This window comes from Streptomyces sp. NPDC107559, assembly GCF_055657365.1.
On sequence record NZ_JBVKBD010000005.1, the window covers coordinates 38,650 to 63,853 of the forward strand.

At 71.8% G+C, this 25,204-nt stretch carries 26 protein-coding genes; 18 read left to right on the forward strand and 8 right to left on the reverse strand.

The features are described from left to right. Positions 1-79 precede the first annotated feature (79 nt). The gene (locus ACZ7OY_RS17200; protein WP_351621311.1) at positions 80-559 is read left to right on the forward strand and encodes a MarR family winged helix-turn-helix transcriptional regulator; all 480 of its coding nucleotides are present in this window, start codon (positions 80-82) and stop codon (positions 557-559) included. A gap of 10 nt (positions 560-569) precedes the next feature. Here the strand turns inward: ACZ7OY_RS17200 and ACZ7OY_RS17205 are convergent, their stop codons facing one another. Continuing rightward, entirely contained in the window at positions 570-986 is a 417-nt protein-coding gene (locus tag ACZ7OY_RS17205; RefSeq protein ID WP_471912143.1) for a winged helix-turn-helix transcriptional regulator, read from the reverse strand. A gap of 137 nt (positions 987-1,123) precedes the next feature. Here ACZ7OY_RS17205 and ACZ7OY_RS17210 point away from each other — a divergent pair, with 137 nt between their 5' ends. After that, the gene (locus ACZ7OY_RS17210; protein ID WP_471912440.1) at positions 1,124-2,014 is read left to right on the forward strand and encodes an NADP-dependent oxidoreductase; all 891 of its coding nucleotides are present in this window, start codon (positions 1,124-1,126) and stop codon (positions 2,012-2,014) included. A 55-nt stretch (positions 2,015-2,069) separates the two neighbouring features. On the opposite strand, the gene ACZ7OY_RS17215 is transcribed toward ACZ7OY_RS17210, so the two are convergent. Further along, the gene (locus ACZ7OY_RS17215; RefSeq protein ID WP_471912144.1) at positions 2,070-3,569 is read right to left on the reverse strand and encodes an MFS transporter; all 1,500 of its coding nucleotides are present in this window, start codon (positions 3,567-3,569) and stop codon (positions 2,070-2,072) included. A 124-nt stretch (positions 3,570-3,693) separates the two neighbouring features. On the opposite strand from ACZ7OY_RS17215, the gene ACZ7OY_RS17220 reads away from it, so the two are divergent. From ACZ7OY_RS17220 to ACZ7OY_RS17235, 4 genes are all read left to right on the forward strand, one after another. Further along, the gene (locus tag ACZ7OY_RS17220; protein ID WP_471912145.1) at positions 3,694-4,845 is read left to right on the forward strand and encodes an LLM class flavin-dependent oxidoreductase; all 1,152 of its coding nucleotides are present in this window, start codon (positions 3,694-3,696) and stop codon (positions 4,843-4,845) included. Continuing rightward, a complete protein-coding gene (locus ACZ7OY_RS17225; protein WP_471912146.1) occupies positions 4,842-5,441 on the forward strand; it encodes an FMN reductase in 600 nt (199 codons plus the stop codon). The genes ACZ7OY_RS17220 and ACZ7OY_RS17225 overlap by 4 nt, the downstream gene beginning before the upstream one ends. Before the next feature lie 109 nt (positions 5,442-5,550). Further along, positions 5,551-6,393, forward strand: a complete 843-nt coding sequence (locus ACZ7OY_RS17230) for a response regulator transcription factor (RefSeq protein WP_471912147.1) — start codon at positions 5,551-5,553, stop codon at positions 6,391-6,393. Further along, positions 6,394-7,836, forward strand: coding sequence for a HAMP domain-containing sensor histidine kinase (locus ACZ7OY_RS17235; protein ID WP_471912148.1), 1,443 nt, complete (start codon positions 6,394-6,396; stop codon positions 7,834-7,836). It begins immediately after the preceding gene. Between the two features lie 51 nt (positions 7,837-7,887). Here ACZ7OY_RS17235 and ACZ7OY_RS17240 read toward each other — a convergent pair whose 3' ends face one another. Beyond that, a complete protein-coding gene (locus ACZ7OY_RS17240; protein WP_471912149.1) occupies positions 7,888-8,565 on the reverse strand; it encodes a CGNR zinc finger domain-containing protein in 678 nt (225 codons plus the stop codon). Between the two features lie 80 nt (positions 8,566-8,645). Between ACZ7OY_RS17240 and ACZ7OY_RS17245 the strand changes: the two genes are divergently transcribed. Beyond that, complete coding sequence (locus tag ACZ7OY_RS17245; protein WP_471912150.1) at positions 8,646-9,419, forward strand: MBL fold metallo-hydrolase; 774 nt, start codon at positions 8,646-8,648, stop codon at positions 9,417-9,419. Positions 9,420-9,520: 101 nt separating this feature from the next. On the opposite strand, the gene ACZ7OY_RS17250 is transcribed toward ACZ7OY_RS17245, so the two are convergent. Further along, complete coding sequence (locus ACZ7OY_RS17250; protein ID WP_471912151.1) at positions 9,521-10,147, reverse strand: hypothetical protein; 627 nt, start codon at positions 10,145-10,147, stop codon at positions 9,521-9,523. A gap of 483 nt (positions 10,148-10,630) precedes the next feature. On the opposite strand from ACZ7OY_RS17250, the gene hemL reads away from it, so the two are divergent. The 8 genes from hemL to ACZ7OY_RS17290 all read left to right on the forward strand — a co-directional run bounded on the left by hemL (position 10,631) and on the right by ACZ7OY_RS17290 (position 19,109). Continuing rightward, on the forward strand, positions 10,631-11,962 hold the full coding sequence (hemL, locus tag ACZ7OY_RS17255; RefSeq protein WP_471912152.1) for a glutamate-1-semialdehyde 2,1-aminomutase: 1,332 nt from the start codon (positions 10,631-10,633) through the stop codon (positions 11,960-11,962). A 65-nt stretch (positions 11,963-12,027) separates the two neighbouring features. Next, entirely contained in the window at positions 12,028-12,675 is a 648-nt protein-coding gene (locus ACZ7OY_RS17260) for a histidine phosphatase family protein (RefSeq protein ID WP_351617517.1), read from the forward strand. A gap of 179 nt (positions 12,676-12,854) precedes the next feature. Then, entirely contained in the window at positions 12,855-14,204 is a 1,350-nt protein-coding gene (locus ACZ7OY_RS17265) for a polysaccharide deacetylase family protein (RefSeq protein WP_471912153.1), read from the forward strand. 78 nt (positions 14,205-14,282) lie between these two features. Further along, positions 14,283-14,915 (forward strand): TlpA family protein disulfide reductase, encoded by a 633-nt coding sequence (locus ACZ7OY_RS17270; RefSeq protein WP_471912154.1) that lies wholly within the window; start codon positions 14,283-14,285, stop codon positions 14,913-14,915. Position 14,916: 1 nt separating this feature from the next. Continuing rightward, positions 14,917-15,690 carry a cytochrome c biogenesis CcdA family protein gene (locus ACZ7OY_RS17275; RefSeq protein ID WP_338017690.1) on the forward strand — a complete coding sequence of 258 codons (774 nt, stop codon included), beginning with the start codon at positions 14,917-14,919 and terminating at the stop codon, positions 15,688-15,690. Positions 15,691-15,693: 3 nt separating this feature from the next. Beyond that, positions 15,694-17,412, forward strand: coding sequence for a cytochrome c biogenesis protein ResB (gene resB / locus ACZ7OY_RS17280; protein WP_471912155.1), 1,719 nt, complete (start codon positions 15,694-15,696; stop codon positions 17,410-17,412). Next, positions 17,409-18,488, forward strand: coding sequence for a c-type cytochrome biogenesis protein CcsB (gene ccsB / locus ACZ7OY_RS17285; RefSeq protein WP_471912156.1), 1,080 nt, complete (start codon positions 17,409-17,411; stop codon positions 18,486-18,488). Before resB ends, ccsB begins: the two co-directional genes overlap by 4 nt. A gap of 219 nt (positions 18,489-18,707) precedes the next feature. Continuing rightward, the gene (locus ACZ7OY_RS17290) at positions 18,708-19,109 is read left to right on the forward strand and encodes an SRPBCC domain-containing protein (RefSeq protein WP_471912157.1); all 402 of its coding nucleotides are present in this window, start codon (positions 18,708-18,710) and stop codon (positions 19,107-19,109) included. 261 nt (positions 19,110-19,370) lie between these two features. Here the strand turns inward: ACZ7OY_RS17290 and ACZ7OY_RS17295 are convergent, their stop codons facing one another. After that, positions 19,371-20,345: an isopenicillin N synthase family dioxygenase gene (locus ACZ7OY_RS17295; protein WP_471912158.1), complete on the reverse strand. Its 975-nt coding sequence runs from the start codon at positions 20,343-20,345 to the stop codon at positions 19,371-19,373. Next, on the reverse strand, positions 20,338-20,787 hold the full coding sequence (locus ACZ7OY_RS17300) for a nucleoside deaminase (protein WP_471912441.1): 450 nt from the start codon (positions 20,785-20,787) through the stop codon (positions 20,338-20,340). Before ACZ7OY_RS17300 ends, ACZ7OY_RS17295 begins: the two co-directional genes overlap by 8 nt. Before the next feature lie 250 nt (positions 20,788-21,037). On the opposite strand from ACZ7OY_RS17300, the gene ACZ7OY_RS17305 reads away from it, so the two are divergent. Then, a complete protein-coding gene (locus ACZ7OY_RS17305) occupies positions 21,038-21,805 on the forward strand; it encodes a CDP-alcohol phosphatidyltransferase family protein (protein WP_471912159.1) in 768 nt (255 codons plus the stop codon). Positions 21,806-21,850: 45 nt separating this feature from the next. Here the strand turns inward: ACZ7OY_RS17305 and ACZ7OY_RS17310 are convergent, their stop codons facing one another. Together ACZ7OY_RS17310 and ACZ7OY_RS17315 are read right to left on the reverse strand one after the other, a co-directional pair. Continuing rightward, positions 21,851-22,303, reverse strand: a complete 453-nt coding sequence (locus ACZ7OY_RS17310) for a hypothetical protein (RefSeq protein ID WP_471912160.1) — start codon at positions 22,301-22,303, stop codon at positions 21,851-21,853. Positions 22,304-22,313: 10 nt separating this feature from the next. Then, a complete protein-coding gene (locus ACZ7OY_RS17315) occupies positions 22,314-22,712 on the reverse strand; it encodes a PLD nuclease N-terminal domain-containing protein (protein ID WP_471912161.1) in 399 nt (132 codons plus the stop codon). Positions 22,713-22,800: 88 nt separating this feature from the next. Here ACZ7OY_RS17315 and ACZ7OY_RS17320 point away from each other — a divergent pair, with 88 nt between their 5' ends. Next, complete coding sequence (locus ACZ7OY_RS17320; protein ID WP_152892284.1) at positions 22,801-24,252, forward strand: menaquinone biosynthesis decarboxylase; 1,452 nt, start codon at positions 22,801-22,803, stop codon at positions 24,250-24,252. Then, on the forward strand, positions 24,249-25,151 hold the full coding sequence (gene mqnP, locus ACZ7OY_RS17325; RefSeq protein WP_384727270.1) for a menaquinone biosynthesis prenyltransferase MqnP: 903 nt from the start codon (positions 24,249-24,251) through the stop codon (positions 25,149-25,151). The genes ACZ7OY_RS17320 and mqnP overlap by 4 nt, the downstream gene beginning before the upstream one ends. The last annotated feature ends 53 nt before the right edge of the window (positions 25,152-25,204 follow it).

Sequence of the window (25,204 nt, forward strand, 5' to 3'; positions counted from 1 at the left end):
GTCGGACCACTTCCGGCCGGTCGCGGCGCGCTCTCTGCGTCGTACGATCTCTGCACGGCGCAGGCGAAGAGGAGCGGGCATGTCCGGGTCGGAGAACGAGCGGTCGCGGCTGCTGGACGAGCTGTCCACCGTCTCCCGTCGCTACATGGCCTCGTACGCCCTGTTCAACCAGGCCGTCGCCGACCATCTCGGCCTGCATCCCACCGATCTCCAGTGCCTGAACCTGCTCACGCTGGAGGGCGGTCCGGTGACCACGGGCCGGATCGCGGAGCTGACGGGCCTGACGACCGGGTCGGCGACCCGGCTGGTGGACCGGCTGGAGAAGGCCGGGTACGTGGTCCGGCAGCGGGACGCGGGGGACCGGCGGCGGGTGCTGGTGGCGACCGTGCCGGAGCGGATCGCCGAGTTCGGGCAGATGTGGAACCGGCTGGCCGGCGGCTGGAGCGCTCTCTTCGACGGCTTGGACAACACCGAACTGGCCCTGATCATCGGGCATATGAGGCGGACGGTGGACTTCAGCGGCGAGCAGATCACCCGGCTGCGGGAGGGGCGGGTCTAGGACCGCGCCACTAGTGCGTGTGCGGGGCGTCCTTCTCGGTGTCGTAGCGCTCCCGTGCCGTGTGGACCTCGTCGAAGTGGGTCTCCGCCCAGTCCTTCACCGCGGTGAGCAGGTGGGCGAGGCTGCTGCCCAGCGGGGTGAGCTCGTAGTCCACCCGGACCGGGACGGACGGGGTGACCGTGCGGGTGAGGATGCCGTCGCGCTCCAGTGAGCGCAGGGTCTGCGTGAGCATCTTGGGGCTCACTCCGGCGATCCTGCGGGCGAGGTCGCTGTAGCGCCGGGGGCCGCCGGCCAGCGCGGAGACGACGAGGCTGACCCACTTGTCGCTGATGCGGTCGAGGAGCTGGTTGGTGGGGCAGCTGCGCAGGAAGGCGTCGTACTCGAAGCGCGCCTGTTCGCGTCGCTGGGCCGCCGTCGTGGTAGCCATGGCTCTCCTCCGGGTGCGGTAGGCACCTTCAGGTAACTACTACCCTCCAGATAGTAGCTCTTCCTAGGGTTGTGCGAGCGGCGCGGGAACAGTGTGGACGCGCCTCAACCGCAGTCGATCCTTGGAGAGTTGTGATGATGCGTGCTGTCGTGGTGACGTCGTTCGGCGGGCCCGAGGCCGTGCAGGTCGTGGAGACCGAGGTGCCCGAGCCGGGTGCCGGGCAGGTCCGGATCAAGGTGGCGGCGGCCGCCCTGAACCCGGTCGACGCCGCGGTGCGGGCCGGTGTGTTCGGGGGTGCGGGCGGGCGGATCGGCCTCGGCTGGGACGTCGCGGGGACGGTGGATGCGGTCGGCCCGGCCACCGCGTGGAGCGTGGGCGACGAGGTGGTGGCGCTCGCCCCCGGTGTGGCCGAGCCGCTGGGTTCGCACGCGGAGTACGTCGTCGTCGGCGCGGACGCGGTGGCCGAGGCGCCCGCGACGGCCGACGCCGTGTCCGCCGCCACCCTGCCGCTGAACGGGCTGACCGCCGTACAGGCCCTGGATCTGCTGGAGTTGACGCCCGGTCAGTCGCTGCTGGTGACGGGCGCGGCGGGCGCCGTGGGCGGTTATGCCGTACAACTCGCCGCCCGCCGTGGGGTGTCGGTGACCGCGCTGGCCCGTGCGCAGGACGAGGAGCTCGTACGGTCTCTGGGCGCCGCGCACTTCACGGCCGGGGAGGCCGGGCCGGCGGGCTTCGACGCGGTGCTGGACGCGGCGGTGCTCGGCGAGGCCGCCTTCGCCCGGGTGCGGGACGGGGGAGCCTACGCCGGGGTGATTCCGGGGGCCGCGCCCGCCGCGGTGCGGGGCGTGCGGACCGGCACGGTCGAGGTGCGCGCCGACGGGGAGCGGCTGGCGGAGCTGGTGCGGCTGGTGGACGAGGGGGCGCTGACGCTCCGGGTGGCGGGGACGTACGCCCTGGACGACGCGGTCAAGGCACACGTCCGGCTGGCGGAGGGCGGGGTGCGGGGGCGGCTGGTCCTCCTTCCCTGAGCCGGCGGGTCCCCGTACGTCTCACGGGCCCTTGCCCGGGGCCCGGCCGCCGGTCTCAGTGGCCGTGCTCCTCGGGTGCACTGCGCGGCAGGAGGCGTACGAACGGCAGGCACAGGGCCACGGCCGCGGCGACCACGGTCAGGCTCACCGTCATCGCGTGGGTCTCGCCGTGCCGGGCGGCCCGGAAGTAGACGGTCGTCACGGCGGCCGCGCCGAGCGCGTTGGCGAGCTGCTGCACGGCGTTGAGCGAGCCGCTCGCGCTGCCCGCCTCCTCGGGGGCGATGTCGCCGATCGTGACGTCGTAGACCGTGCCGAAGCAGGTGCCCATGCCGACGCCGATGACGAACAGCGGCAGGACGAGTTCCCAGGCGCCGGTCCGGCCGAGCGCGCAGAGCAGGAGCAGCGCCGCGCAGCCCGCCAGGATGATCAGCAGGCCGGTGGCGACGAGACGGCGGCCGAAGGCGTGGATGAGCCGGTAGCAGGCGATCGAGGCGACGACGATCCCGGCCGAGAGCGGGATCAGGCCGAGTGCGGCGCCCGCGGGGGAGCGGCCGAGGCCCTGCTGGAGGTAGAGGGAGACGGCGTAGAGCAGGCCGGAGACGGCGGCGAAGGTGGCGACGCCGAGGAGCAGGCCCGAGGTGAAGCCGCGGTGGCGCAGCAGCGACGGCCGCAGCAGGGGGTGCGCGGCGGTGCGCTGGCGGCGCCAGAAGGCCGCGGCCAGCGCCAGGCCGAGCAGCAGGAGGGCGAGCGGGCGGGCGGCCGGACCCTCACCGGCCTGACCTCCCCCGGCCGTGCCGTGGGCCGCGCCGTCGATGAGCCCGCCCAGCAGGCAGAGCATCGCCCCGCCGAGCAGGGCGGCCCCGGGGCCGTCGACGACCGTGTCGCGGGTGCCGGGGTCGTGGGGCAGCAGCCGGGCGGCGGCGAACAGGGCGGCGCCGCCGAGCAGCAGGTTGATCAGGAACATCGGGCGCCAGCCGAGTCCGGCGAGGTCGGCGTCGACGAGGAGCCCGGCCAGCACCGGACCGCTCACGGCGGACAGGCCCATCACCGGTCCGAACAGGCTGAACGCCTTGCCGATCCGGTCGCGCGGCCAGGTGGCGGCCAGGATCCCGAAGCCCTGCGGGATGACGAGGGCCCCGAAGGCGCCCTGGACGAGCCGGGCCAGGACGAGCACGGTCGGGTCCGGGGCGAGTCCGCAGGCCGCCGACGCGGCCACGAAACCGGCGAGGCCGGTCAGGAACAGCCGCCGGCGGCCGTACTTGTCGCCGAGCCGGGCGCCGGGGACGAGCAGTACGCCGAGCGCGAGGGCGTAGGCGGCGCCGAGCCACTGGACGAGGCTCTGACCGCCGCCCAGATCGCGGGCGATCGTCGGGGCGGCGATGTTGGTGATCGTCCCGTCGAGGAGGTCCAGGACGTCGGCGGCCAGGACCACGGCGAGGACCGCCCAGCGGGCGCGGGCGGAGAGGGGGCGGGGTGTCGCCGGGGTCCCGCCCGTGGCCGGGGCCGGCGGTGTGCGCGGGTGATCATCATCTTCGTGATGCAGTATCTGTGTCACGCAGATAAATATCCGTACGCGGCGCCCGGCCGTCAAATCGAATTCCGGCGGGCGGAATACCCACGGACCCGGTCCGGTTGGAGGGGTATAGTTGAAGCGTCAACAACTTGGAGGTTGAACGACCATGCAGTTCGGCATCTTCAGCGTCGGCGACGTCACCCCGGACCCGACCACGGGCCGCACGCCGACCGAGCGTGAGCGCATCAAGGCCATGGTCGCCATCGCGCTGAAGGCCGAGGAGGTCGGGCTGGACGTGTTCGCGACCGGCGAGCACCACAACCCGCCGTTCGTGCCCTCGTCACCGACGACCATGCTCGGCTACATAGCCGCGCGCACCGAGAAGCTGGTCCTCTCCACGTCCACGACCCTGATCACCACCAACGACCCGGTGAAGATCGCCGAGGACTACGCGATGCTCCAGCACCTGGCCGACGGCCGGGTGGACCTGATGATGGGCCGCGGCAACACCGGTCCCGTCTATCCGTGGTTCGGCCAGGACATCCGCGAGGGCATCAACCTCGCCATCGAGAACTACGCCCTGCTGCGCCGGCTGTGGCGTGAGGACGTCGTCGACTGGGAGGGCAAGTTCCGTACGCCCCTACAGGGCTTCACGTCCACCCCGCGGCCGATGGACGACGTGCCGCCGTTCGTCTGGCACGGCTCCATCCGCTCCCCGGAGATCGCCGAGCAGGCCGCCTTCTACGGGGACGGCTTCTTCCACAACAACATCTTCTGGCCCGCCGACCACACCAAGCGGATGGTCGAGTTCTACCGGACCCGGTACGCCCACTACGGCCACGGCACGGCCGAGCAGGCGATCGTCGGCCTCGGCGGCCAGGTGTTCATGCGGAAGAACTCCCAGGACGCCGTGCGCGAGTTCCGTCCGTACTTCGACAACGCGCCGGTCTACGGGCACGGGCCCTCGCTGGAGGACTTCACCGAGCAGACCCCGCTGACCGTGGGCTCCCCGCAGCAGGTGATCGAGCGGACCCTGTCCTTCCGCGAGTACGCCGGCGACTACCAGCGCCAGCTGTTCCTGATGGACCACGCCGGGCTGCCCCTGAAGACCGTGCTGGAGCAGCTCGACCTGCTCGGCGAGGAGGTCGTGCCGGTGCTGCGCAAGGAGTTCGCCGTCGGCCGTCCGGCCGGGGTGCCGGAGGCGCCGACCCACGGGTCGCTGCTCGCGGCCGAGCGGGCGAAGCAGGCCGGGCAGGCCGAAGGCTCTCAGGGGTCCCAGGGTTCCCAGGGCTCCCAGGAAGGGGTGACCGTCGCATGAAGCTCGTCGTCGTCTCCGCGGGGCTGAGCGTCCCGTCCTCCACCCGGCTGCTCGCCGACCGGCTGGCCGCCGCCGTGGACCGGCAGGCCCCGGCGGACGTCCAGGTGATCGAGCTGCGCGAGCTCGCCGTCGAGATCGCGCACCATCTCACCAACGGCTTCCCCGGGCGGACGCTGTCCGCCGCGTTCGACGCCGTGACCCGGGCCGACGGCCTGATCGCCGTCACTCCGGTGTTCTCGGCGTCGTACAGCGGGCTGTTCAAGTCGTTCTTCGACGCGCTCGGCGGCCACGACAAGGACGCGCTGGCCGGCAAGCCCGTGCTGATCGCGGCCACCGGCGGCACCGCCCGGCACTCCCTGGTCCTGGACCACGCGCTGCGCCCGCTGTTCGCCTATCTGCGGGCGGTGGTCGTGCCGACCGGCCTGTACGCCGCATCCGAGGACTGGGGCGCGGAGGGTCTGCCCGAGCGGATCGAGCGGGCGGCGGGGGAGCTGGCCGCGCTGATGCGGGGTCTGGCGGCGGCGGGGCCGGCCCGGGACGACCTCGACGTGGTGCCGTTCGCCGAGCGGCTCGCCGCCCTGCGGTCCGCGGGGTGAACGGCCGCCCGGTGCGGGTTGCGGCCGGGCGGGTGAGAGGCCAGTAAGAAGGGCGCCCTGGGCAAGATCATCAGGTCGTCGGACCCCTGGCGCTTGGCAGACTGGGTCCGTGCCCCAGACTGTGCTGCTCGCCGAAGACGACCGCGCCATCCGCCACGCACTGGAACGCGCCCTGGCCCTGGAGGGCTACCAGGTCACCGCGGTCGCCGACGGCGTCGAGGCGCTGGCGCACGCCCACCGCACCCCGCCGGACGTGCTCGTCCTCGACGTGATGATGCCCGGCATCGACGGACTCCAGGTCTGCCGGGTGCTGCGCGCCGAGGGCGATCGCACCCCGATCCTGATGCTGACCGCGCTGGTGGAGACCGCCGACCGGATCGCGGGCCTGGACGCCGGAGCGGACGACTACGTCGTCAAGCCCTTCGACGTCGAGGAGGTCTTCGCCCGGCTGCGCGCCCTGCTGCGCCGCACCAGCCCGAACGAGACCGCCGCCCCCACCGAGTCCGCGGGTGAGACCCCGGCCGGGGCGCCCGGCGTGCCGGACGGAGCGTCGGCCGAACCGCCGGCCGGGGCGGGAGCGGGTACGGGTGCGGCGTCGGGCGCGTCCTCGGCCCGGGCGTCCGGCCCGGTGCCCGGTGCCTCGCCGTCCGGCCGGCACATCGAGGCGGCCGGGCTGCGGATGGACCGGCAGGCGCGCCGGGCCTGGCGCGGCGGACGCGAACTGGAGCTCACCCGCACCGAGTTCGAGCTGCTGGAACTGCTGGTGCGCAACGCGGGCATCGTCCTCGACCACTCCACCATCTACGACCGCATCTGGGGCTACGACTTCGGGCCCGGCTCCAAGAACCTCGCCGTGTACGTGGGTTACCTGCGCCGCAAGCTCGACGAGCCCGGTGCGCCGCAGCTGATCCACACGGTGCGCGGCGTGGGTTATGTGCTGCGGGAGGACTGAGTGGGCCGCTTCCGGCGGCTGCTGACCTGGCGACGGCCCGGTCTGCTCTCGCTGCGCACCACCCTCGCGGTGTCGTTCGCGGCGGTGGCCGCGGCCGTCACCGTGCTGGTCGGCATCCTGTCGTACAGCGCGGCGGCCCGGCTCGTGCGCGTGGACCAGCAGACCGTGTTCGACGAGGTCGTGCAGGACGTGCGCGACGAGGTCGGCCAGCACCGCATGACACCCGACGACTTCTCCTCCTCCGCGCCCGGCCACGACGTCGTACGGCCGCCGCGCACCGATGTGCAGGTGCTCGGCCCGGACGGCACGGTCGTCGACCGGGGCAGTCCGGGCCTGCCGGTCACCGCCGCCGACCGGACCGTTGCCGCGGCCGCCACCGCCGGCCTGATCGCCGAGCACAAGGACGTCGACGTCGGCAACGACGTCTACCGGGTCGCCACCGTCTCCCTGGGCGGCGGCCGGGGCGCGGTCCAGGTCGCGCAGGAGTTCAGCGACACCGAGGACCTGCTGCGCACGCTCCAGCAGCGCACCCTGGTGCTGATGGCGGCCGTCGTCACCGCGGCCGGTCTGTTCGGCTGGTGGCTGGCCCGGCGTGTCACCCGCCGGCTGGTCGTGCTCACCTCCGCCGCCGAGGACGTCGCCCGCACCCGCCGCCTGGGCGTGCAGGTGCCGGTCACCGGATACGACGAGGTGGGCCGACTGGGCCGTGCCTTCGACCGGATGCTGGGCCGGCTCGCCCAGTCCGAGGAGGACCAGCGCCGGCTGGTCCAGGACGCCGGCCACGAGCTGCGCACCCCGCTCACCTCACTGCGTACGAACATCTCGCTGCTGCGCAGGATCGACGAACTCCCGCCCGCCACCCGGGAGGACCTGGTCGCCGACCTCACCCAGGAGGCACGCGAACTGACCGACCTGGTCAACGAGCTCGTCGACCTCGCTGCGGGCCAGTCCGACACCGAGCCGGCCCAGCAGGTCGACCTGGCCGACATCGCCGAGGACGTCGTCGGCCTGGCCCGGCGCCGCACCGGGCGGGAGATCGTGCTGCGCGCCAGCGGCGACACGACGGCCCACGGGCGCCCCGGGCTGCTCCAGCGGGCGATGTCCAACCTCGTGGAGAACGCCACGAAGTTCGACCGCGACGGCACCGCGCCCATCGAGCTGCACATCGCGGGCCCGGCCCGGCCGGGCACGGTCCGGGTGGAGGTCCTCGACCGGGGTCCCGGCATCGCGGGTGCCGACCTGATCCGCATCTTCGACCGCTTCTACCGGGCCGCCGACGCCCGCGCCCTGCCCGGCTCCGGTCTCGGCCTGTCCATCGTGCGGGAGGTGGCCCTGGCGCACGAAGGCGCGCCGTTCGCCTTCCGGCGGGAGGGCGGCGGCTCGGTGATCGGGTTCACCGTGGGCGGGGGACCGGTGGAGGGGCGGAGCCGGGGCGAATCCTGAGGCCCTCATGGGCCTTCCGCCCTCCCGCCCGGTCCCGTCCTCCTGGCAAGGTCAGTTCTCCTCGGTGCCGGTGCCGGTGCCGGTGCCGGTGCCGGTGCGGCGGGCGTAGGCGCGGGCGGCGCGGGCGCGGTCGCCGCACCGGGTGGAACACCAGTGGCGGCGGCCGTGCCGCAGCAGATAGCGGTTGCAGGGCGGGGAGCCGCAGGCGGTGAGCCGGTCCGCGTCGGAGCCGGTGAGTAGGTCGGCGGCGTCGGCGGCGAGGGTGGCCAGGGCGCGCTCGACGATCCGGGTGGTGGGGTGGGACAGGGCCCGGTGCAGACCGCGGGTGGCGTCCCAGTTCAGCAGGGAGACCGCGGGCGCCCGGGTGAGCGCGTCGTTGAGGCCGTTCAGGGCGCTGCCGGGGGCGGGGTGGCCGTCGACCCGGGAGGAGATCAGGGCGCGGATCTGTTCGCGCAGTGAGCGCAGCTGGGCGGCGCAGGTCTCCCGCAGTTCCGCCTCGACCGGCGCGAGGTCGTGGCCGACCAGCCACCGGGTCGCGGCGGCGGGGGTGCCCAGCAGGTCGAGGACCTGTCCGCCGGGCAGCGCGACGGCGCTGTTGGCGAGGTCGAGGGCGGGGTACCGCTCCGCCCCGGGCGCGATCGGTACCCCGCCCTCCTCGGACGTCACGGCCCCCTGGCTCCCCACGTGCTCCTCGGGCTCCGCGGCCCCGGTCTTTCGCATGGCTCTCATGGTACGTCTTGCATCCATCCGTGAGAAGCGACTACCGTCTCTCACGGATAAACGACTTCTCATCCGTGAGGTGTTTTCTGATGACCCCTGTCGACGCGACCGCCGAACAGATTCCCGTCCGGGTCTTCGGCGGCCCGACCGCACTGATCGAGTACGGCGGACTGCGCTTCCTCAGCGACCCGACCTTCGACGGGACCGGTCACTACCCGACCCCCGGCGGGCCGACCCTGACCAAGACCGCCCCGTCCCGCGTCGAGCCGGGCGACCTCGGCCCCGTGGACGCGGTGCTGCTCTCGCACGACGAACACCCCGACAACCTCGACCGCTCCGGCCGGGCCCTGCTCGCGGAGGTGCCGCTCACCCTCACCACCCGAAGCGGCGCGGGCCGGCTGGGCGGCACGGCCCGCGGGCTGGCCCCCTGGGAGTCCGTGCGACTGGACCGGCCCGGCGGCGGCACCGTCACCGTCACGGCCGCCCCCGCCCTGCACGGACCCGAGGGCGCCGAGCCGATCTCCGGCGAGGTCATCGGCTTCCTGCTGACCTCGGACGACCTGCCCACGGTCTACGTCAGCGGGGACAACGCCTCGCTCGACCTGGTCAGGGAGATCGCGGGCCGGTTCGGCCCGGTGGACACGGCCGTGCTCTTCGCGGGGGCGCCCCGCATCCAGCCCCTCTTCGACGGCGCCCTGCTCGTGCTCGACGGTGCCGGGGCCGCCGAGGCCGCCGGGATCCTCGGCGCCCGTCGGGTCGTACCCGCGCACTGCGACAGCTGGGCGCACTTCACGGAGACCCGTGAGGACCTGGTCGCGGCGTTCGAGGCGGCGGGAGTGGCGGACCGGCTGCAACTGGACTGAACCGGCACCGCGCGACACCGCCGGCCGGGGCGGGGCCGCCGGGCGTGCAAACGGCGAGGGCGGAGCCCGTGAGCTCCGCCCGTTCGTAAGGAAATCTCAGGTCAGGGCCACACCAGGCAGTACGGCTGATGCCCCGCCTCGTGCAGTCGGTGGGAGAAGTCCTGCCACTCGTGCAGGAGCTGGTAGACGTTGAACGCGTCCCGCGGGCCGCCCCGGTCCGGCACGGTCGACCAGATGAACGCCGCCGCGCCCACCGCCTCCTCGCCGACGTCGCGCAGCGGGTCGACGACCGTCGTCGGGAGCTTCACGACCGCGTAGTCGGGGTGCAGGACGACCAGTTCCAAGGGGGGCACCTTGTTGAGGGGGACACCCTGGATGCCGGTCAGCACCATGGCCGCCATCGTCTCCGGCTTGATCTTGGTGAACATGCCACCCATGCCGAGCTCGTCGCCGCCGAGTTCCTCGGGGCGCATCGAGATCGGGACGCGGGCCGCCGTCGCGCCGTCCGGCGCGCCGAAGTATTTGTACGTCACCCCCACCCGACCACCATTCCTGCTACCGGCCCTGAGCCGGTCGACCTCACGGTCGAGCCGGTCGGACTCCATCGGTGCACCATGTGCCTGAAGTGTTTCGTGCGGCTCCTCCGCCTCGCGCCGGTGTTTTCCCCGTTGGGCGCGTCGAGGACCCAGACCGTCAGTCCCCTCGCCCAGCCCGCCACCGCGATGCATATCTCCACCCGACTGCTTTTCTAGGACGCGTGGCCCCCGCCGCGCAACCCGATCATCGTGACAGTGACCTCCCCCACGGTCGCTCGCCGAAACGTGCGCTGAAACAACGGCCCACAGGATCTTCGCAGTCGCGAGCGAGCCCCTGTACGGGCCCCTGAGCGAGCTCCTGGGCAGGCCTTCGAGCGAGCCCGGGCAGGCGCTCGCGGTCCGGCACGGCTCGGCCCGTCCGTAGCTCTGTGTATCAGGTGCCAGTTTCGCAGATGGTACGGGGCGGTCCACCGATTTGCCCGGTCCGGTCCCGGTCGGCCGTCTTCTCCGCTCGGACCGTTCCGGCTCGGGCACGCTCGGTCACGGCCCCGCGTCCGGCCGGTGCGCGGGGCGCCCCGCTGCTCCCTGCCGTTCCCCGGCCCTGGCCTACCCTGAGGAGGTCACGCAGCAAGCGGAGTCCGAACAAGTCGGAGAAGGTCGGAGAAGTCGCAGGTCATGAGCGAATCGCCCTCTTCAGGAGCGCCCTATCCCTACGAAGCGCCTGCCTCGCAGGCCCTGTTCGACCGCGCGGCCGCCGTCACGCCGGGCGGGGTGAACTCCCCGGTCCGCGCCTTCCGCGCGGTGGGCGGTACGCCCCGGTTCATGGTGTCCGGCACCGGTCCGTACCTGACCGACGCGGACGGCCGGGAGTACGTCGACCTCGTCTGTTCCTGGGGCCCGATGATCCTCGGCCACGCGCACCCCGAGGTCGTCGCCGCGGTGCAGGAGGCCGTCTCCCGCGGTACCTCCTTCGGTACTCCCGGTGAGGGCGAGGTCGCGCTCGCCGAGGAGATCGTCGCGCGGGTCGAGCCCGTGCAGCAGGTGCGGCTGGTCTCCAGCGGCACCGAGGCCACCATGTCCGCGATCCGGCTCGCGCGCGGCTTCACCCGGCGGGCCAAGGTGATCAAGTTCGCCGGCTGCTACCACGGGCACGTCGACTCCCTGCTGGCCGCGGCCGGCAGCGGGGTGGCCACCTTCGCGCTGCCCGACACCCCCGGCGTCACCGGGGCCCAGGCCGGCGACACCATCGTGCTGCCGTACAACGACCTGGAGGCGGTGCACGAGGCGTTCCACCGGCACCCGGGGGAGATCGCCTGCGTGATCACCGAGGCGTCGCCGGGCAACATGGGCGTCGTACCGCCGCTGCCCGGCTTCAACCAGGGCCTGAAGGACGCCTGCGCGCAGAACGGCGCGCTGTACATCTCCGACGAGGTGATGACCGGCTTCCGCACCAGCAAGGCCGGCTGGTACGGCGTCGACGGGGTCAAGCCCGACCTGATGACCTTCGGCAAGGTCATGGGTGGCGGCTTCCCGGCCGCCGCCTTCGGCGGACGCGCCGACGTCATGGAGCACCTCGCGCCCGCCGGGCCGGTCTACCAGGCGGGCACCCTCTCCGGGAACCCCGTCGCCACCGCCGCCGGTCTCGCGCAGCTGCGCCTGCTCGACGACGCCGCCTACGCCAAGGTCGACGCCGTGTCGCGGCAGATCCAGGCGCTCGTGTCCGAGGCCCTGGGCAAGGAGGGTGTCGCGCACACGCTGCAGACCGCCTCCAACATGTTCTCCGTCTTCTTCACGGACCGCGCGGTCCGCAACTACGAGGACGCCAAGGCGCAGGAGTCCTTCCGCTTCACCGCCTTCTTCCAGTCGCTGCTGGCGAACGGCGTCTATCTGCCGCCCTCGTCCTTCGAGTCCTGGTTCGTCTCCACGGCCCACGACGAGCGGGCCCTCCAGCGGATCGCCGACGCCCTCCCGGCGGCGGCCCGAGCGGCCGCGGAGGCCACGGCGTGAGCAACGGCATCGACAACAAGGGCATCGGCGGAAGCGGCGACGGCGAACTCACCGTCGTCCACCTCATGCGGCACGGCGAGGTCCACAACCCGGACGGGATCCTCTACGGCCGGCTGCCCGGCTACCACCTGTCCGAACTCGGGCGGCAGATGGCCGACCGGGTCGCCGAGCACCTCGCCTCCCGCGACGTCACCCACGTCGTCGCCTCCCCGCTGGAGCGGGCGCAGGAGACGGCGACGCCGATCGCCAAGGCGCACGGACTCGACCTCGCCACCGACGGCCGGCTCATCGAGGCCGACAACGTCTTCCAGGGCAAGACCTTCGGTGTCGGGGACGGCGCGCTGCGCAAGCCCGACAACTGGAAGCACCTGGTCAACCCGTTCAAGCCGTCCTGGGGCGAGCCGTACGTCGACCAGGTCGTACGGATGATGGGGGCGCTGGACGCGGCCAAGGACGCGGCCCGTGGCCATGAGGCCGTACTGGTCAGTCACCAGCTGCCGATCTGGATCGTGCGGTCCTATGTCGAGCGGCGGCGGCTGTGGCATGATCCGCGCAAGCGGCAGTGCACGCTCGCCTCGCTGACGACCTTCACGTACCAGGGCGACAAGATCGTCTCCGTCGGCTACACCGAGCCGGCCCGCGATCTCGTCCCGGCCCATCTCCTCGCCGGTGCCAAGCCGGTCAAGGGGCAGGGCAAGGCTTTCGGGGCATAGCCGCAGGTACGGAGCCGGTTACGGGCGGGGGCACCGACGCCGACGCGAAAGCGACCTCCGGTGGTCCATGGCCCGTTCGTGACAGCCGTCGCGAGATCCGTGCGATCGCGCGGAACCACCTCGTTCGTCGCGTCCTCTGAATGAGTGACCACCTCAGAACGCGACGAACGGGGGATGCCATGCGCACTCTGACTCGAAGGGGAGCGCTCGGTCTGGGCGCGGGTGCCGCGGCCGCCGCCGGGCTCGCGGGGTGCGGCACGGGCACACCGTCGGACGGTGCGGCCCACGCCGCCGGTTCCGCGAGCCCCCGGGGTTCCGCGAGCCCCTCCGCGACCCCCGGCGGGCAGCCGACCCACACAGCGCGCCCCCTCGGCGACGGCTCGACCTCCTTCAGCGGCCGTCAGCCGCACCAGCCCGCCGCCCCCGTGCCGCTGGAACCCGGCCAGCAGCCGCCGCAGTTCGTCGTCTTCTCCTGGGACGGAGCCGGCGAGGTCGGCAACGGCCTCTTCCCGCGCTTCCTGGACCTCGCCAAGGAGCACGGCGCGAGCATGACCTTCTTCCTGTCCGGGCTGTATCTGCTGCCCGAGTCGAAGAAGCGGCTCTACGACCCGCCCAACAACCCGCGCGGCGCCTCCGACATCGGCTACCTCACCGACGACCACGTCCGCGCGACCCTCACCAACATCCGCCGCGCGTGGCTGGAGGGCCACGAGATAGGCACCCACTTCAACGGGCACTTCTGCGGTGGCAGCGGCTCGGTCGGCCACTGGACCCCGCGGCAGTGGAAGAGCGAGATAGCCCAGGCCAAGGCGTTCGTGAAGGAGTGGCGGACCAACACCGGCTGGACCGATCTGGAGCCGCTGCCCTTCGACTACGACAAGGAACTCGTCGGCGGCCGTACGCCCTGTCTGCTCGGCCAGGACAACCTGCTGCCCGCCGCCCGCGAACTCGGCTGGCGCTACGACGCCTCCTCGCCCGGCGGCCGGCAGGTCTGGCCCGGCAAGCGGCAGGGGATCTGGGATCTGCCGTTGCAGCAGATGCCGTTCCCCGGGCACCGCTTCGAGGTCCTCTCCATGGACTACAACATCCTCGCCAACCAGTCGGTCAACTCCACCAACGCGCCCGCCCACAACTACCCGCGCTGGCGTCAGCAGGCCGCCCAGGCGTACATATCCGGCTTCCAGCGGGCATACGAGACGAACCGGGCGCCCTTCTTCATAGGCAACCACTTCGAGCACTGGAACGGCGGCATCTACATGGACGCCGTGGAGCAGGCCTTCCTGCACATCGCGCGGGAGAAGGAGAAGGGCGCGGACGTACGGCTGGTCTCCTTCCGGCAGTTCACGGACTGGCTCGACGTACAGCGGCCGGAAGTCCTGGAGAAGCTGCGCACGCTGGACGTCGGCCAGCGGCCCGCCGGCGGCTGGCAGGAGTTCCTCAAGCCCGCCCCCGCGAACACCGGCGCACCCACCGGCGCCCCCACGAACCCCGGCGCCCCCACGAACTCCGCCCCCGCCACGGCCACCTGAAAGGCCGCCTGAAATGCGGGTTTCCGCCCGCAAGGGGGGTGCGCAAGATCCTCAGAACGGTCATGCGAAACTTTTCACATGAGTGCCGCCACCCGCACCTCCCCGCGTTCGACGACCAGGCTCCGCCCGCGTCGCACCGCCGCCCTGAGCAGCGTCGGTGCCGCCGTGGCAGCGCTGCTGCTGTCCGCCTGCACGTCCGGGGGCACGTCCGGAGGCGGCGGCAACACCAACTTCGTCCTGGGCAAGGACGGCATCGCGACCGCCGACAAGGGGGAGCGGGCCGCCGCCCCCGACCTGTCCGGTGAGACGGTCGACGGCAAGCAGCTCGACGTCGCCGCCTACAAGGGCCAGGTCGTCGTCCTGAACGTGTGGGGCTCCTGGTGCCCGCCGTGCCGCGCCGAGGCACCCGGCTTCGAGAAGGTCTACCAGGACCTCAAGGGCCAGGGCGTGCAGTTCGTCGGCATCAACACCCGCGACACCAGCACCAGCCCCGCCCGCGCCTTCGAGAAGCAGTACGGCGTCAGCTACCAGAGCCTGTACGACCCGACGGGCAAGCTGATGCTCCGCTTCGCCAAGGGCACCCTCAACCCGCAGGCGATCCCCTCCACGCTCGTCCTCGACCGGGACGGGAAGATCGCAGCGCGCTCGCTGTCCGCGCTCAGCGAGGAGAAGCTGCGCAAGATGATCTCCCCGGTCCTCGCGGAGAAGTGACGTGACCGGAGTGTCCCTGCTCGCCGCGGCGACGGACCCGAACCCGACCGTGCTCAACGGCGCCCTGCTCGTCGCTCTGCCGCTGGCCGTGCTCGCCGGCCTCATCTCCTTCTTCTCCCCGTGCGTCCTGCCGCTCGTACCCGGCTATCTGGCCTACGTCACCGGTGTCACCGGAACCGACCTGGCCGAGGCCCGGCGCGGCCGGATGGTCGCGGGCGCCTCGCTGTTCGTGCTCGGCTTCATGGCCGTGTTCGTCTCCGGCGGAGCGCTGTTCGGCTACTTCGGCTCCACGTTGCAGGACAACAAGGGCGTCCTGACCAAGGTGCTGGGCGTGCTCATGATCCTCATGGGCGTCTTCTTCATGGGGCTGATGCCCTGGCTCACCCAGCGGGAGTTCCGCTTCCACCGCAGGCCCGTGACGGGACTGGTCGGCGCGCCGCTGCTGGGCGCGCTGTTCGGCATCGGCTGGACGCCGTGCATCGGACCGACCCTCTCCTCGGTGCTGGCCCTGTCCGCCCAGCAGTCGAGCGCGGGCCGTGGTGCCATACTGACCGTCGCCTACTGCCTGGGCCTCGGCGTGCCCTTCGTGCTCGCCGCGGTCGCCTTCCGCAAGGCGCTCGGCGCCTTCGGCTGGGTCAAGCGCCACTACGCCTGGGTGATGCGCATCGGCGGCACCATGATGATCGTGACCGGTCTGCTCCTGCTGACCGGCGCGTGGGACCGCATCGTGCAGGACCTGCAGACCTGGTCCACCGGCTTCACTGTGGGGATCTGATCCATGAGCAAGACGACGACCGGCACGCCGACCGACGGGGCCGCGACCGCCCCCGACGACCTCGGCGCCGCCGGTTCCCAGCTGTCCACCGCACCCCTGGAATCGTCGGCGAACCCGCCCGGAATGGGCGTCGTCGGCTGGGCCCGCTGGTTCTGGCGGCAGCTCACCTCCATGCGGGTCGCGCTGCTGCTGCTCCTGCTGCTGGCACTCGGCGCGATCCCCGGCTCGCTGATCCCGCAGTCCGGGACCGACGCGACGAAGGTCGCCGACTTCCGTGACGCCCACGAGACCCTCGCCGCGGTCTACGACAAGCTCGGGCTCTTCCACGTCTACAGCTCGGTGTGGTTCTCCGCGATCTACATCCTGCTGTTCGTCTCCCTCATCGGCTGCATCGTGCCCCGCACCTGGCAGTTCGTCGGCCAGCTGCGCGGCCGTCCGCCGGGCGCGCCCAAGCGGCTGACCCGGCTGCCCGCGTACACGACCTGGCGCACCGAGGCCTCGCCCGAGCAGGTCCGCGAGGCCGCGCTCGCGCTGCTGCGGAAGCGCCGCTTCCGCGCCCACCCCGTGGGCGACGCCGTCGCGGCCGAGAAGGGCTATCTGCGCGAGGTCGGCAACCTCGCCTTCCACATCGCGCTGATCGTGATGCTGACCGCCTTCGCCTGGGGCCAGCTGTTCAAGTCCGAGGGCAACAAGCTGGTCGTCGAGGGCGACGGCTTCTCCAACACGCTCATCTCCTACGACGACTTCAAGTCCGGCAACCTCTTCGGCACGGACGACCTGGTGCCGTTCAGCTTCGTCCTGGACAAGTTCACCGGCACCTACGAGCTGACCGGCCCCAACAAGGGCACCCCGCGCACCTACCAGGCGGCCGTCACCTACAGCGAGGGCGCCTACGGCAAGGAGAGGAAGACCACCGTCAAGGTCAACGAGCCGCTGGAGATCGGCGACTCGAAGGTCTACCTCACCGCCCACGGCTACGCCCCCGTGGTGACCGTCAGGGACGGCAAGGGCGACGTCGTCTTCCACAACGCCGTACCGCTGCTGCCGCTGGATTCCAACGTCACCTCCTCCGGCGTCGTCAAGGTCATGGACGGCTACAAGAGCCCCGCGGGCGTCTCCGAGCAGCTCGGCTTCCAGGCGTTCTTCCTGCCGACCTACGGCGGCGGCAGCGTGGTGTCCTCGCAGTTCCCGGCGATGCTGAACCCGGTGCTGAACCTGGCGCCGTACCACGGCGACCTCGGGGTCGACTCGGGCATCCCGCAGAGCGTGTACCAGCTCGACAAGACCCACATGAAGTACTTCAAGGACGCCAAGAAGCAGCAGCTGCGGCAGAACCTGAAGCCCGGCGAGACCATGACCCTGCCGAACGGCGCCGGTTCGATCACCTACGACGGCACCAAGGAGTGGGCGAACTTCCAGGTCACGCAGCAGCCCGGCAGCGGCTGGGCCCTGGCCGGCGCGACCGCCGCGATCTTCGGTCTGGCGGGCTCCCTGTTCATCCAGCGCCGCCGGGTGTGGGTCCGCGCCACGCGCGGCGCGGACGGGGTGACCGTCGTCGAGATGGGCGGCCTGGGCCGCAGCGAGTCCGCCAAGCTGCCCGAGGAGCTCGGCGACCTCGCCGGGACCCTGTACGACCAGGCCCCCGGGGCCCCCGACCCCGACGACCCGTCCGAATCCCCCGACACCCCAGCCGTACCTGCCGAAGGGGCTGAGAAGAAGTGACTCTCGCCACCGCGACCAACGAACACCTCGCGAACATCAGCAACACGCTGATCTACTCGGCGATGGCCGTCTACACCCTGGCCTTCTTCGCGTACATCGCCGAATGGCTCTTCGGCAGCCGCAGCAAGGTCGGCCGCACCGCCGCCGCGCTGACCTCCGCGCCGGCCGCCAAGAACGGGCCGGCCGTCACCGTGCAGACGGCCGGCGGCACCGCGGTGCTGGAGCGGCCGAAGGTCGTCGTGCGGTCCGCCACCGGCGCCCGCGACGTGCCGGACGGGCCGGGCGCGCACGGCGGCGACGTACAGGGCGACCTGTACGGGCGGATCGCCATCTCGCTCACCGTGCTCGCCTTCCTCGTCGAGCTGGGCGGCGTGATCGCCCGCGCGGCCTCGGTGGAGCGGGCGCCGTGGGGCAACATGTACGAGTTCAACATCACCTTCTCCACGGTCGCCGTCGGCGTGTACCTCGTGCTGCTCGCGCTGAAGAAGAACGTCCGCTGGCTCGGCCTGTTCCTGATCACCACGGTCCTGCTCGACCTCGGTGTCGCCGTCACGGTGCTGTACACCGCCAGCGACCAGCTGGTGCCCGCGCTGCACTCGTACTGGCTGTACATCCACGTGTCGACGGCGATCCTGTGCGGCGCGGTCTTCTACGTCGGCGCGGTCGGCACGATCCTCTACCTCTTCAAGGACTCCTACGAGAACAAGCTCGCCGAGGGCGGCAAGCCCGGCCGCTTCGCGACCTCGTTCCTGGAGCGGCTGCCCGCCTCGGCGTCCCTCGACAAGTTCTCCTACCGCGTCAACGCGGCCGTCTTCCCGCTGTGGACGTTCACGATCATCGCGGGCGCCATCTGGGCGGGCGACGCCTGGGGCCGCTACTGGGGCTGGGACCCCAAGGAGACCTGGGCGTTCATCACCTGGGTCGCCTACGCCTGCTACCTGCACGCCCGCGCCACGGCCGGCTGGAAGGGCCGCAAGGCCGCCTACATCGCCCTGATCGCCTTCGGCTGCTGGCTCTTCAACTACTACGGGGTCAACATCTTCGTCTCCGGCAAGCACTCGTACGCGGGCGTCTGACGCCCGCGCCCCAGAGGCCGGTTCCGGTGACCCAGGTCACAGGAGCCGGCCTTTGCCGTGCGGACAGGCGGAGGGGTGTGGACATGAATCCGCGAAGACGCATCCGCGCGGGGGGCCACGACGCCTTCGGTGAACCCTTCGACGCGTACGCACGCTCCGTCTGCAACCTCGGCAGCCGTAGCGCGTGCGGGGCTTTCGCCCAGGGGTCACGCTGGTGTCATGACCGGTTCCGTCGAGCAGGGCACCAGCGTGACGCACGGGAACGCGCACATCCTTCACTTCCTGGTGCGGCTGCCGGTGCCGGTGGAGCGGGTCTGGCCGGCGCTGGCCGGGGCGGAGGGGCTCGCGGGCTGGTTCACCGAGGCCGAGGTGCTCGAACCCCGCCTCGACGGGAAAGTCGCCCTGCGCGGGCTGGGCAGCGGGCGGGTCACTGCGTGGGACGTGGAGCGGGTCGCCGAGTACACGGTGGAGGGCGGCGGCCGGATCCGCTTCCATCTGGAGCGGGACGGGGACACCGGGACCTGTCTGCGGTTCCGGCACGAGTTCCGCGGGGAGGGCGGGACCGAGGCGTCCTGGCGGGCCAGATTCGAACGAATGGTCGAAATTCTCGACGGGGCCTAGGGCGGCGACAGGCACTTCCTCCCGGGGGCTTCCGGTGTGTGCCGCGGCCGCCCCTGCTCGCCGGCCCCCTCCTGATGGGCCTTGTGCAGTTCGGCGAGCACCGCGCTCCTGCCCGGTCCGCGCCCGCCGGCGAGCACCGCGCTCCTGCCCGGTCCGCGCCCGCCGGCGAGCACCGCGCTCCTGCCCGGTCCGCGCCCGCCGGAGAGCACCACGAAGGGCAGCCCCCGGCGTCCTCTCCCTCGAGCGGTCGGACCCCGTCGGTCAGTCCACGGTGATCGAGTCCAGCTTCCCCCGCAGATAGACATGCGAGTCCACGGGCTCGTACGTCACCCGTCCCACCGGGGCCGGGACCGACTCGACGAGGGTGCCCGGGGTGCACTCGCCGAAGTAGACCAGCGACATCAGCTCCTCGGCGGGCGCGTCCGAGGGCGGCGGAAGTACCCGGTGGCGGCCCGAGCGCCACCGGTCCCCGGTCCAACGGGCCATCAGATCGCCGATGTTGATGGTGAAGGCGGTCGGGTCGTGCGGCGCGTCCTCCCAGCCGCCCTCGTCCGTCCAGACCTGGAGACCGCCCTTGCCGGCCTGCCGGTCCAGGATGGTGACCGTCCCGAAGTCGGTGTGGGGACCGATGCGGAACTGCCCCGGCCGGGGCTCGCCGGTCACCTCGGTGCCGGGATACCAGTTGATGTTGAAGCCGTACGTGGGATGCGCCATGTGCCGGGTGAAGAAGTCCGGTTCGAGGCCCAGGGCCTCGCCGAGCAGGGTGAGCAGATGGTTCTCCAGCTCCGCCATCCGCGCCAGGTACTCCTCGCACGGCGCCCGCAGCCCGGGCACCTCCTCGGGCCATACGTTGGGCGCGTACCACTCCGCGTTGACGGCCGGGTCCTCGAACGGTTCGTGGGTCGCGAACGTCAGCGACTCCTTGAGGTCCGGCGGGGTCTCGGTGCCCTCCGCGTACCCGTTGGCCTCCGCTCCGGGGCCCAGCCAGCCCCGGCCGCCGACCTTGGCCTCGTAGCGCCGCTTGGTCTTTTCGTCCAGTGCGAAGAAGACGCGGGCCGCCGCCCGGATGCCCGAGCGCAGCGCGGGGTCCACTCCGTGGCCGGTGACGAGAAGGAATCCCGCAGACTGGAGGGCCTGGTCGACGGTACGGGCGATGCCCGCGCGGGCCCCGGGATCGCCGTCGAGCCAGGGTGCGAGGTCGACGGTCGGGATGCGGGGGACCTTGGACTCACTCACCGATGTCCTCGTTCCACAGTTCCGGGCTGCTCTTGATGAAGTCGCGCATCAGTCCGATGCACTCGGGGTCGTCCAGGAGCACGATCTCCACGCCGTGCTCCGCCAGCCAGTCATGGCCGCCGTGGAAGGTGACCGCCTCGCCGACGATCACCCGCGAGATACCGAACTGGCGGACGAGCCCGCTGCAGTACCAGCACGGCGAGAGCGTGGTCACCATCGTCGTCCCGCGGTACGACCGCTGCCGTCCGGCCGCCCGGAACGCGGCCGTCTCCGCGTGCGCCGAGGGGTCGCCGTCCTGGACGCGCCGGTTGTGGCCGCGGCCCAGGACGGACCCGTCGGCGCCGTAGAGGGCGGCGCCGATCGGGATGCCGCCCTGGGCGAGACCGGCGCGCGCCTCGGCGAGGGCGGTGGCGAGCCAGGCGCGGGCGGACGAGGGGTCCATGCGTTCTGCGGACGACGGGTCCACAGGTTCGGCGGACGACGGGTCCATGCGTTCACTCTGCCGGGGATCCATCGCTCCACTCTGCTGGGACCGGGACGCCGGGGCAACGACCGGGAAGCCCCCGCCGGACGGATGGCGCGCGCTTGCACGCCCGGTGCCACCTAGGTAAAGCCCGCGAGAACCCGGTCTGTACCCTGGCCCGATCATTGCCGCGTCAGCGGCAGTTGGGCCCGGTCGGAAGGGAAGTTCCATGGTTGCTGCGCCGGTTCTGGAGGAGCTGCGCGAGGTCTGCCAGCCGCAGGCCAAGCTGGCGAGCCGCAACGGCGAGCACTGGGCGGGCCGGCTGTACATGCGCAGGATCTCGCTGCGGCTGACCCGCCAGCTGGTGCGCACCCCCGTCACCCCGGACCAGCTCACCTGGACGATGGTGGTGTGCGGGGTCGCCGCCGGCGCGGCGCTGATGATCCCCGGCCTGACCGGCGCGGTCCTCGCGGTGGTCCTGATGCAGCTCTTCCTGCTCTTCGACTGTGCCGACGGCGAGGTCGCCCGCTGGAAGGGCCAGAACAGTGCGACCGGCATCTACGTCGACCGGCTCGGCGCCTATCTGGCGGACGCGGCACTGTTCGCGGGCGCCGGCTACCGCGCCGCCGAGTCGGGGTTCGGCGGCTGGCTCTCGGTCGGCATAGCCGCCGCCCTCGGCGTCGTCCTGCTGAAGGCCTCGACCGACCTGGTGGACGTGGCACGCGCCCGGCGCGGGCTGGCCGTCGCCGACGACGAGGCGACCCGGCCGCGCTCGCAGGGCGTGGCCACCGTCCGCCGTCTGGCCGCCGCCTTCAAGATCCACCGGGTCACCAACGGCATCGAGGCGTCCCTGGTCCTGCTGGCCGCGGCCGTCGCCGACGCCGCGACGGGCGGGATCGAACCGACCCGCTGGGCGCTCGGCGCGCTCGCCGTCATCACCTGGGTGATGGTCCCGGCCCACCTGCTGTCGATCCTGTCGTCGTCCCGGCTGCGCTGACCTGGGCGGGACCCGCGGGCCGGGCGGCGCGGGCGCCCGGCCGGGTCACACGTCGAAGGGCGAGAACTCGACGACCGCGGTCGAGGCGTCGGCGTACCGCACGCCGATGTCGATCGCCACCGCCCCGCCCTCGGCGGGCGGGGTCAGCTCGATGTGCGCGCAGACGTCGGTCGCCGGCTCCCCGTCGCACTCCTGCGCCGTGAGCCGGGTGCCGGGATAGGACTCCTTCAGCCAGGCGTCCAGCTTCGGCCGCGCGATCGTGAACCGCACCGTGTACTGGGTGTCCAGCCAGCTCAGCGCGGTGCACTTCGCGTCGTGGGCCCCCTCGGGCAGCCCGTCGCGGTCCACGAAGCGCATGGCGTCCTCGCACGGGACACTCTGCTCCTGGGCCATGGGGTCACTCCGGAGAGCCGCGGCGAACGACCAGGCCCCCCAGCCCAGGAAGGCCACCGGCAACGCCACGACGGCGACGAGCGCCCACTTCCGTACCCTGCTCACCCGCTGCCCGTCAGGACTCGTCGTCGGACCGGGTCTGCTCCTCGCGCCGGCGCAGTTCCTCCTCGCGCCTGCGCAGATCGGCCTCCCAGTCCTTCAGCAGCGCCTCGTCCTTGCGGTTCTCGGCCTTGATGGACTTGAGGAACTCGGGGTTGTCGTCGGGCGCCACGAACGTCGTCCGGTGGTTGCGGTGCCATTCCGAAGGGGTGGAGCCGTCGGCGGGCACCCGGCGGTTGCGGCCCGCGACCAGCCAGGCGATCGGACCGACCAGCACCTCGCCGAAGAGCAGGATGATGATGACCCAGACCACCTTGGGCAGGCCCCTGACCTCTTCCTCGGGTGTGTTCAGGCAGTCGATGAAGGCGTAGATCCACAGGGCCAGCACCAGCAGGAACGGCAGATACCTGAGCATGGTCGAACGATCCCCCAGTGAGCGACGGCGGGGCGGCACGGGGCCCCGGTGACGGGGTCAGAGTAGCCCGTGCCGGATACTGGACCGCATGGCTTACGACGATCTTCGCTCCCTGCTCAGGGCCCTGGAGCGCGAGGGAGACCTCAAGCGCGTCAAGGCCGAGGTCGACCCGTATCTGGAGGTCGGGGAGATCGTCGACCGGGTCCAGAAGGCGGGCGGCCCGGCGCTGCTCTTCGAGAACGTGAAGGGCTCCGACATGCCCCTCGCGATGAACGTCTTCGGCACCGACCGGCGGCTGCTGAAGGCGCTCGGCCTCAAGTCGTACGGCGAGATCTCCGACAAGATCGGCGGCCTGCTGCGGCCCGAGCTGCCGCACGGGTTCGTCGGGGTGCGCGAGGCGTTCGGCAAGCTCGGCGCGATGACGCACGTACCGCCGAAGAAGGTCAAGGACGCCCCCGTGCAGGAGGTCGTCCTGCACGGCGACGACGTCGACCTCGACCGGCTGCCCGCGCTCTTCACCTGGCCGCAGGACGGCGGCTCCTTCTTCAACCTGGGGCTGACCCACACCAAGGACCCGGAGAGCGGGATCCGCAACCTGGGTCTCTACCGCCTCCAGCGCCACGACCGGCGCACGATCGGCATGCACTGGCAGATCCACAAGGACAGCCGCAACCACTACCAGGTGGCGGCCCGGCGCGGCGAGCGGCTGCCGGTCGCGATCGCGTTCGGCTGCCCGCCGGCCGTGACGTACGCGTCCACGGCTCCGCTGCCCGGTGACATCGACGAGTACCTCTTCGCCGGGTTCATCGCGGGCAAGCGGATCGAGATGGTCGACTGCAAGACGGTCCCGCTCCAGGTCCCGGCGCAGGCCGAGGTCGTCCTGGAGGGCTGGCTGGAGCCGGGCGAGATGCTCCCCGAGGGCCCCTTCGGCGACCACACCGGCTTCTACACCCCGCAGGAGCCCTTCCCCGCGCTGAAGATCGACTGCGTGACGATGCGCAAGCGGCCGCTGCTCCAGTCGATCGTCGTGGGGCGGCCCCCGACGGAGGACGGGCCGCTCGGCCGTGCGACGGAACGCTTCTTCCTGCCCCTGCTGAAGATCATCGTCCCGGACATCGTGGACTACCACCTGCCCGAGGCGGGCGGCTTCCACAACTGCGCGATCGTCTCGATCGACAAGAAGTACCCCAAGCACGCCCAGAAGGTGATGCACGCCGTCTGGGGCGCGCACATGATGTCCCTGACCAAGCTGATCGTGGTCGTCGACTCCGACTGCGATGTGCACGACCTGCACGAGGTCGCCTGGCGGGCGCTGGGCAACACCGACTACGCCCGTGACCTCACGGTCGCCGAGGGTCCCGTCGACCACCTCGACCACGCCTCCTACCAGCAGTTCTGGGGCGGCAAGGCGGGCATCGACGCGACCCGGAAGTGGCCCGAGGAGGGCTACACGAGGGATGGCGGATGGCCGGAGATGGTCCTGTCGGACCCCGATACGGCGGCCCTGGTGGACCGCCGCTGGAAGGAATACGGACTGTGAGCAGCGCCTCCGCGGCGATCCCGCAGCCGGGACGCACCAAGGCGTTCCTGCGCCTGGTGATGATCGAGCACTCGGTCTTCGCCCTGCCCTTCGCCTACATCGCCGCACTGACCGCGATGTTCGAGCTGGACGGGAACATCCACTGGGGCCGGCTGCTGCTGGTCACCGTCTGCATGGTGGGCCTGCGCACCTTCGCCATGGCGGTCAACCGGATCATCGACCGCGAGATCGACGCCCGTAACCCCAGGACCGCCCACCGCGAGCTGGTGACCGGCGCGATGTCGGTGCGGCACGCCTGGACGGGCGCCCTGATCGCCCTGGTCGTCTTCCTCGGCTCGGCGGCCCTGCTCAACCCGCTCTGCCTGGCCCTGGCGCCCATCGCGGTGATCCCGATGGTGGTCTACCCCTACGGCAAGCGGTTCACGAACTTCCCGCAGGCCATCCTGGGCCTGGCCCAGGCGATGGGCCCGGTCGGCGGCTGGCTGGCGATCACCGGCGAGTGGTCCTGGGACGCGGTGATCCTCGGTCTCGCCGTCGGCATCTGGATCGGCGGCTTCGACCTGATCTACGCCTGCCAGGACGTCGAGACCGATCGGGAGATCGGCGTCAGGTCGGTCCCGGCCCGCTTCGGCATCCCGGCCGCGATCTGGGGCGCGCGCGCCTGCCACGCGATCACGACGGCACTGTTCGTCTGGTACGCGCTGGCCACGGACGCGGGCGCGTTCTTCTGGCTGGGCCTGGTGATCGTCGCGGGCGCGTTCCTCTACGAGCACACCATCGTCCGGCCGAACGACCTGTCCCGGCTGAACCGGGCGTTCTTCTCGGTCAACGGCTTCATCGGCATCGCCCTGTTCGTGTGCGCGCTCCTCGATCTCCTGGTCCGGGGTCTGACCGTCTGAGTCCGAGCACGGTGCGGCCCGGCCCGGCGATCGCACGATCGGCACCCGCCGCC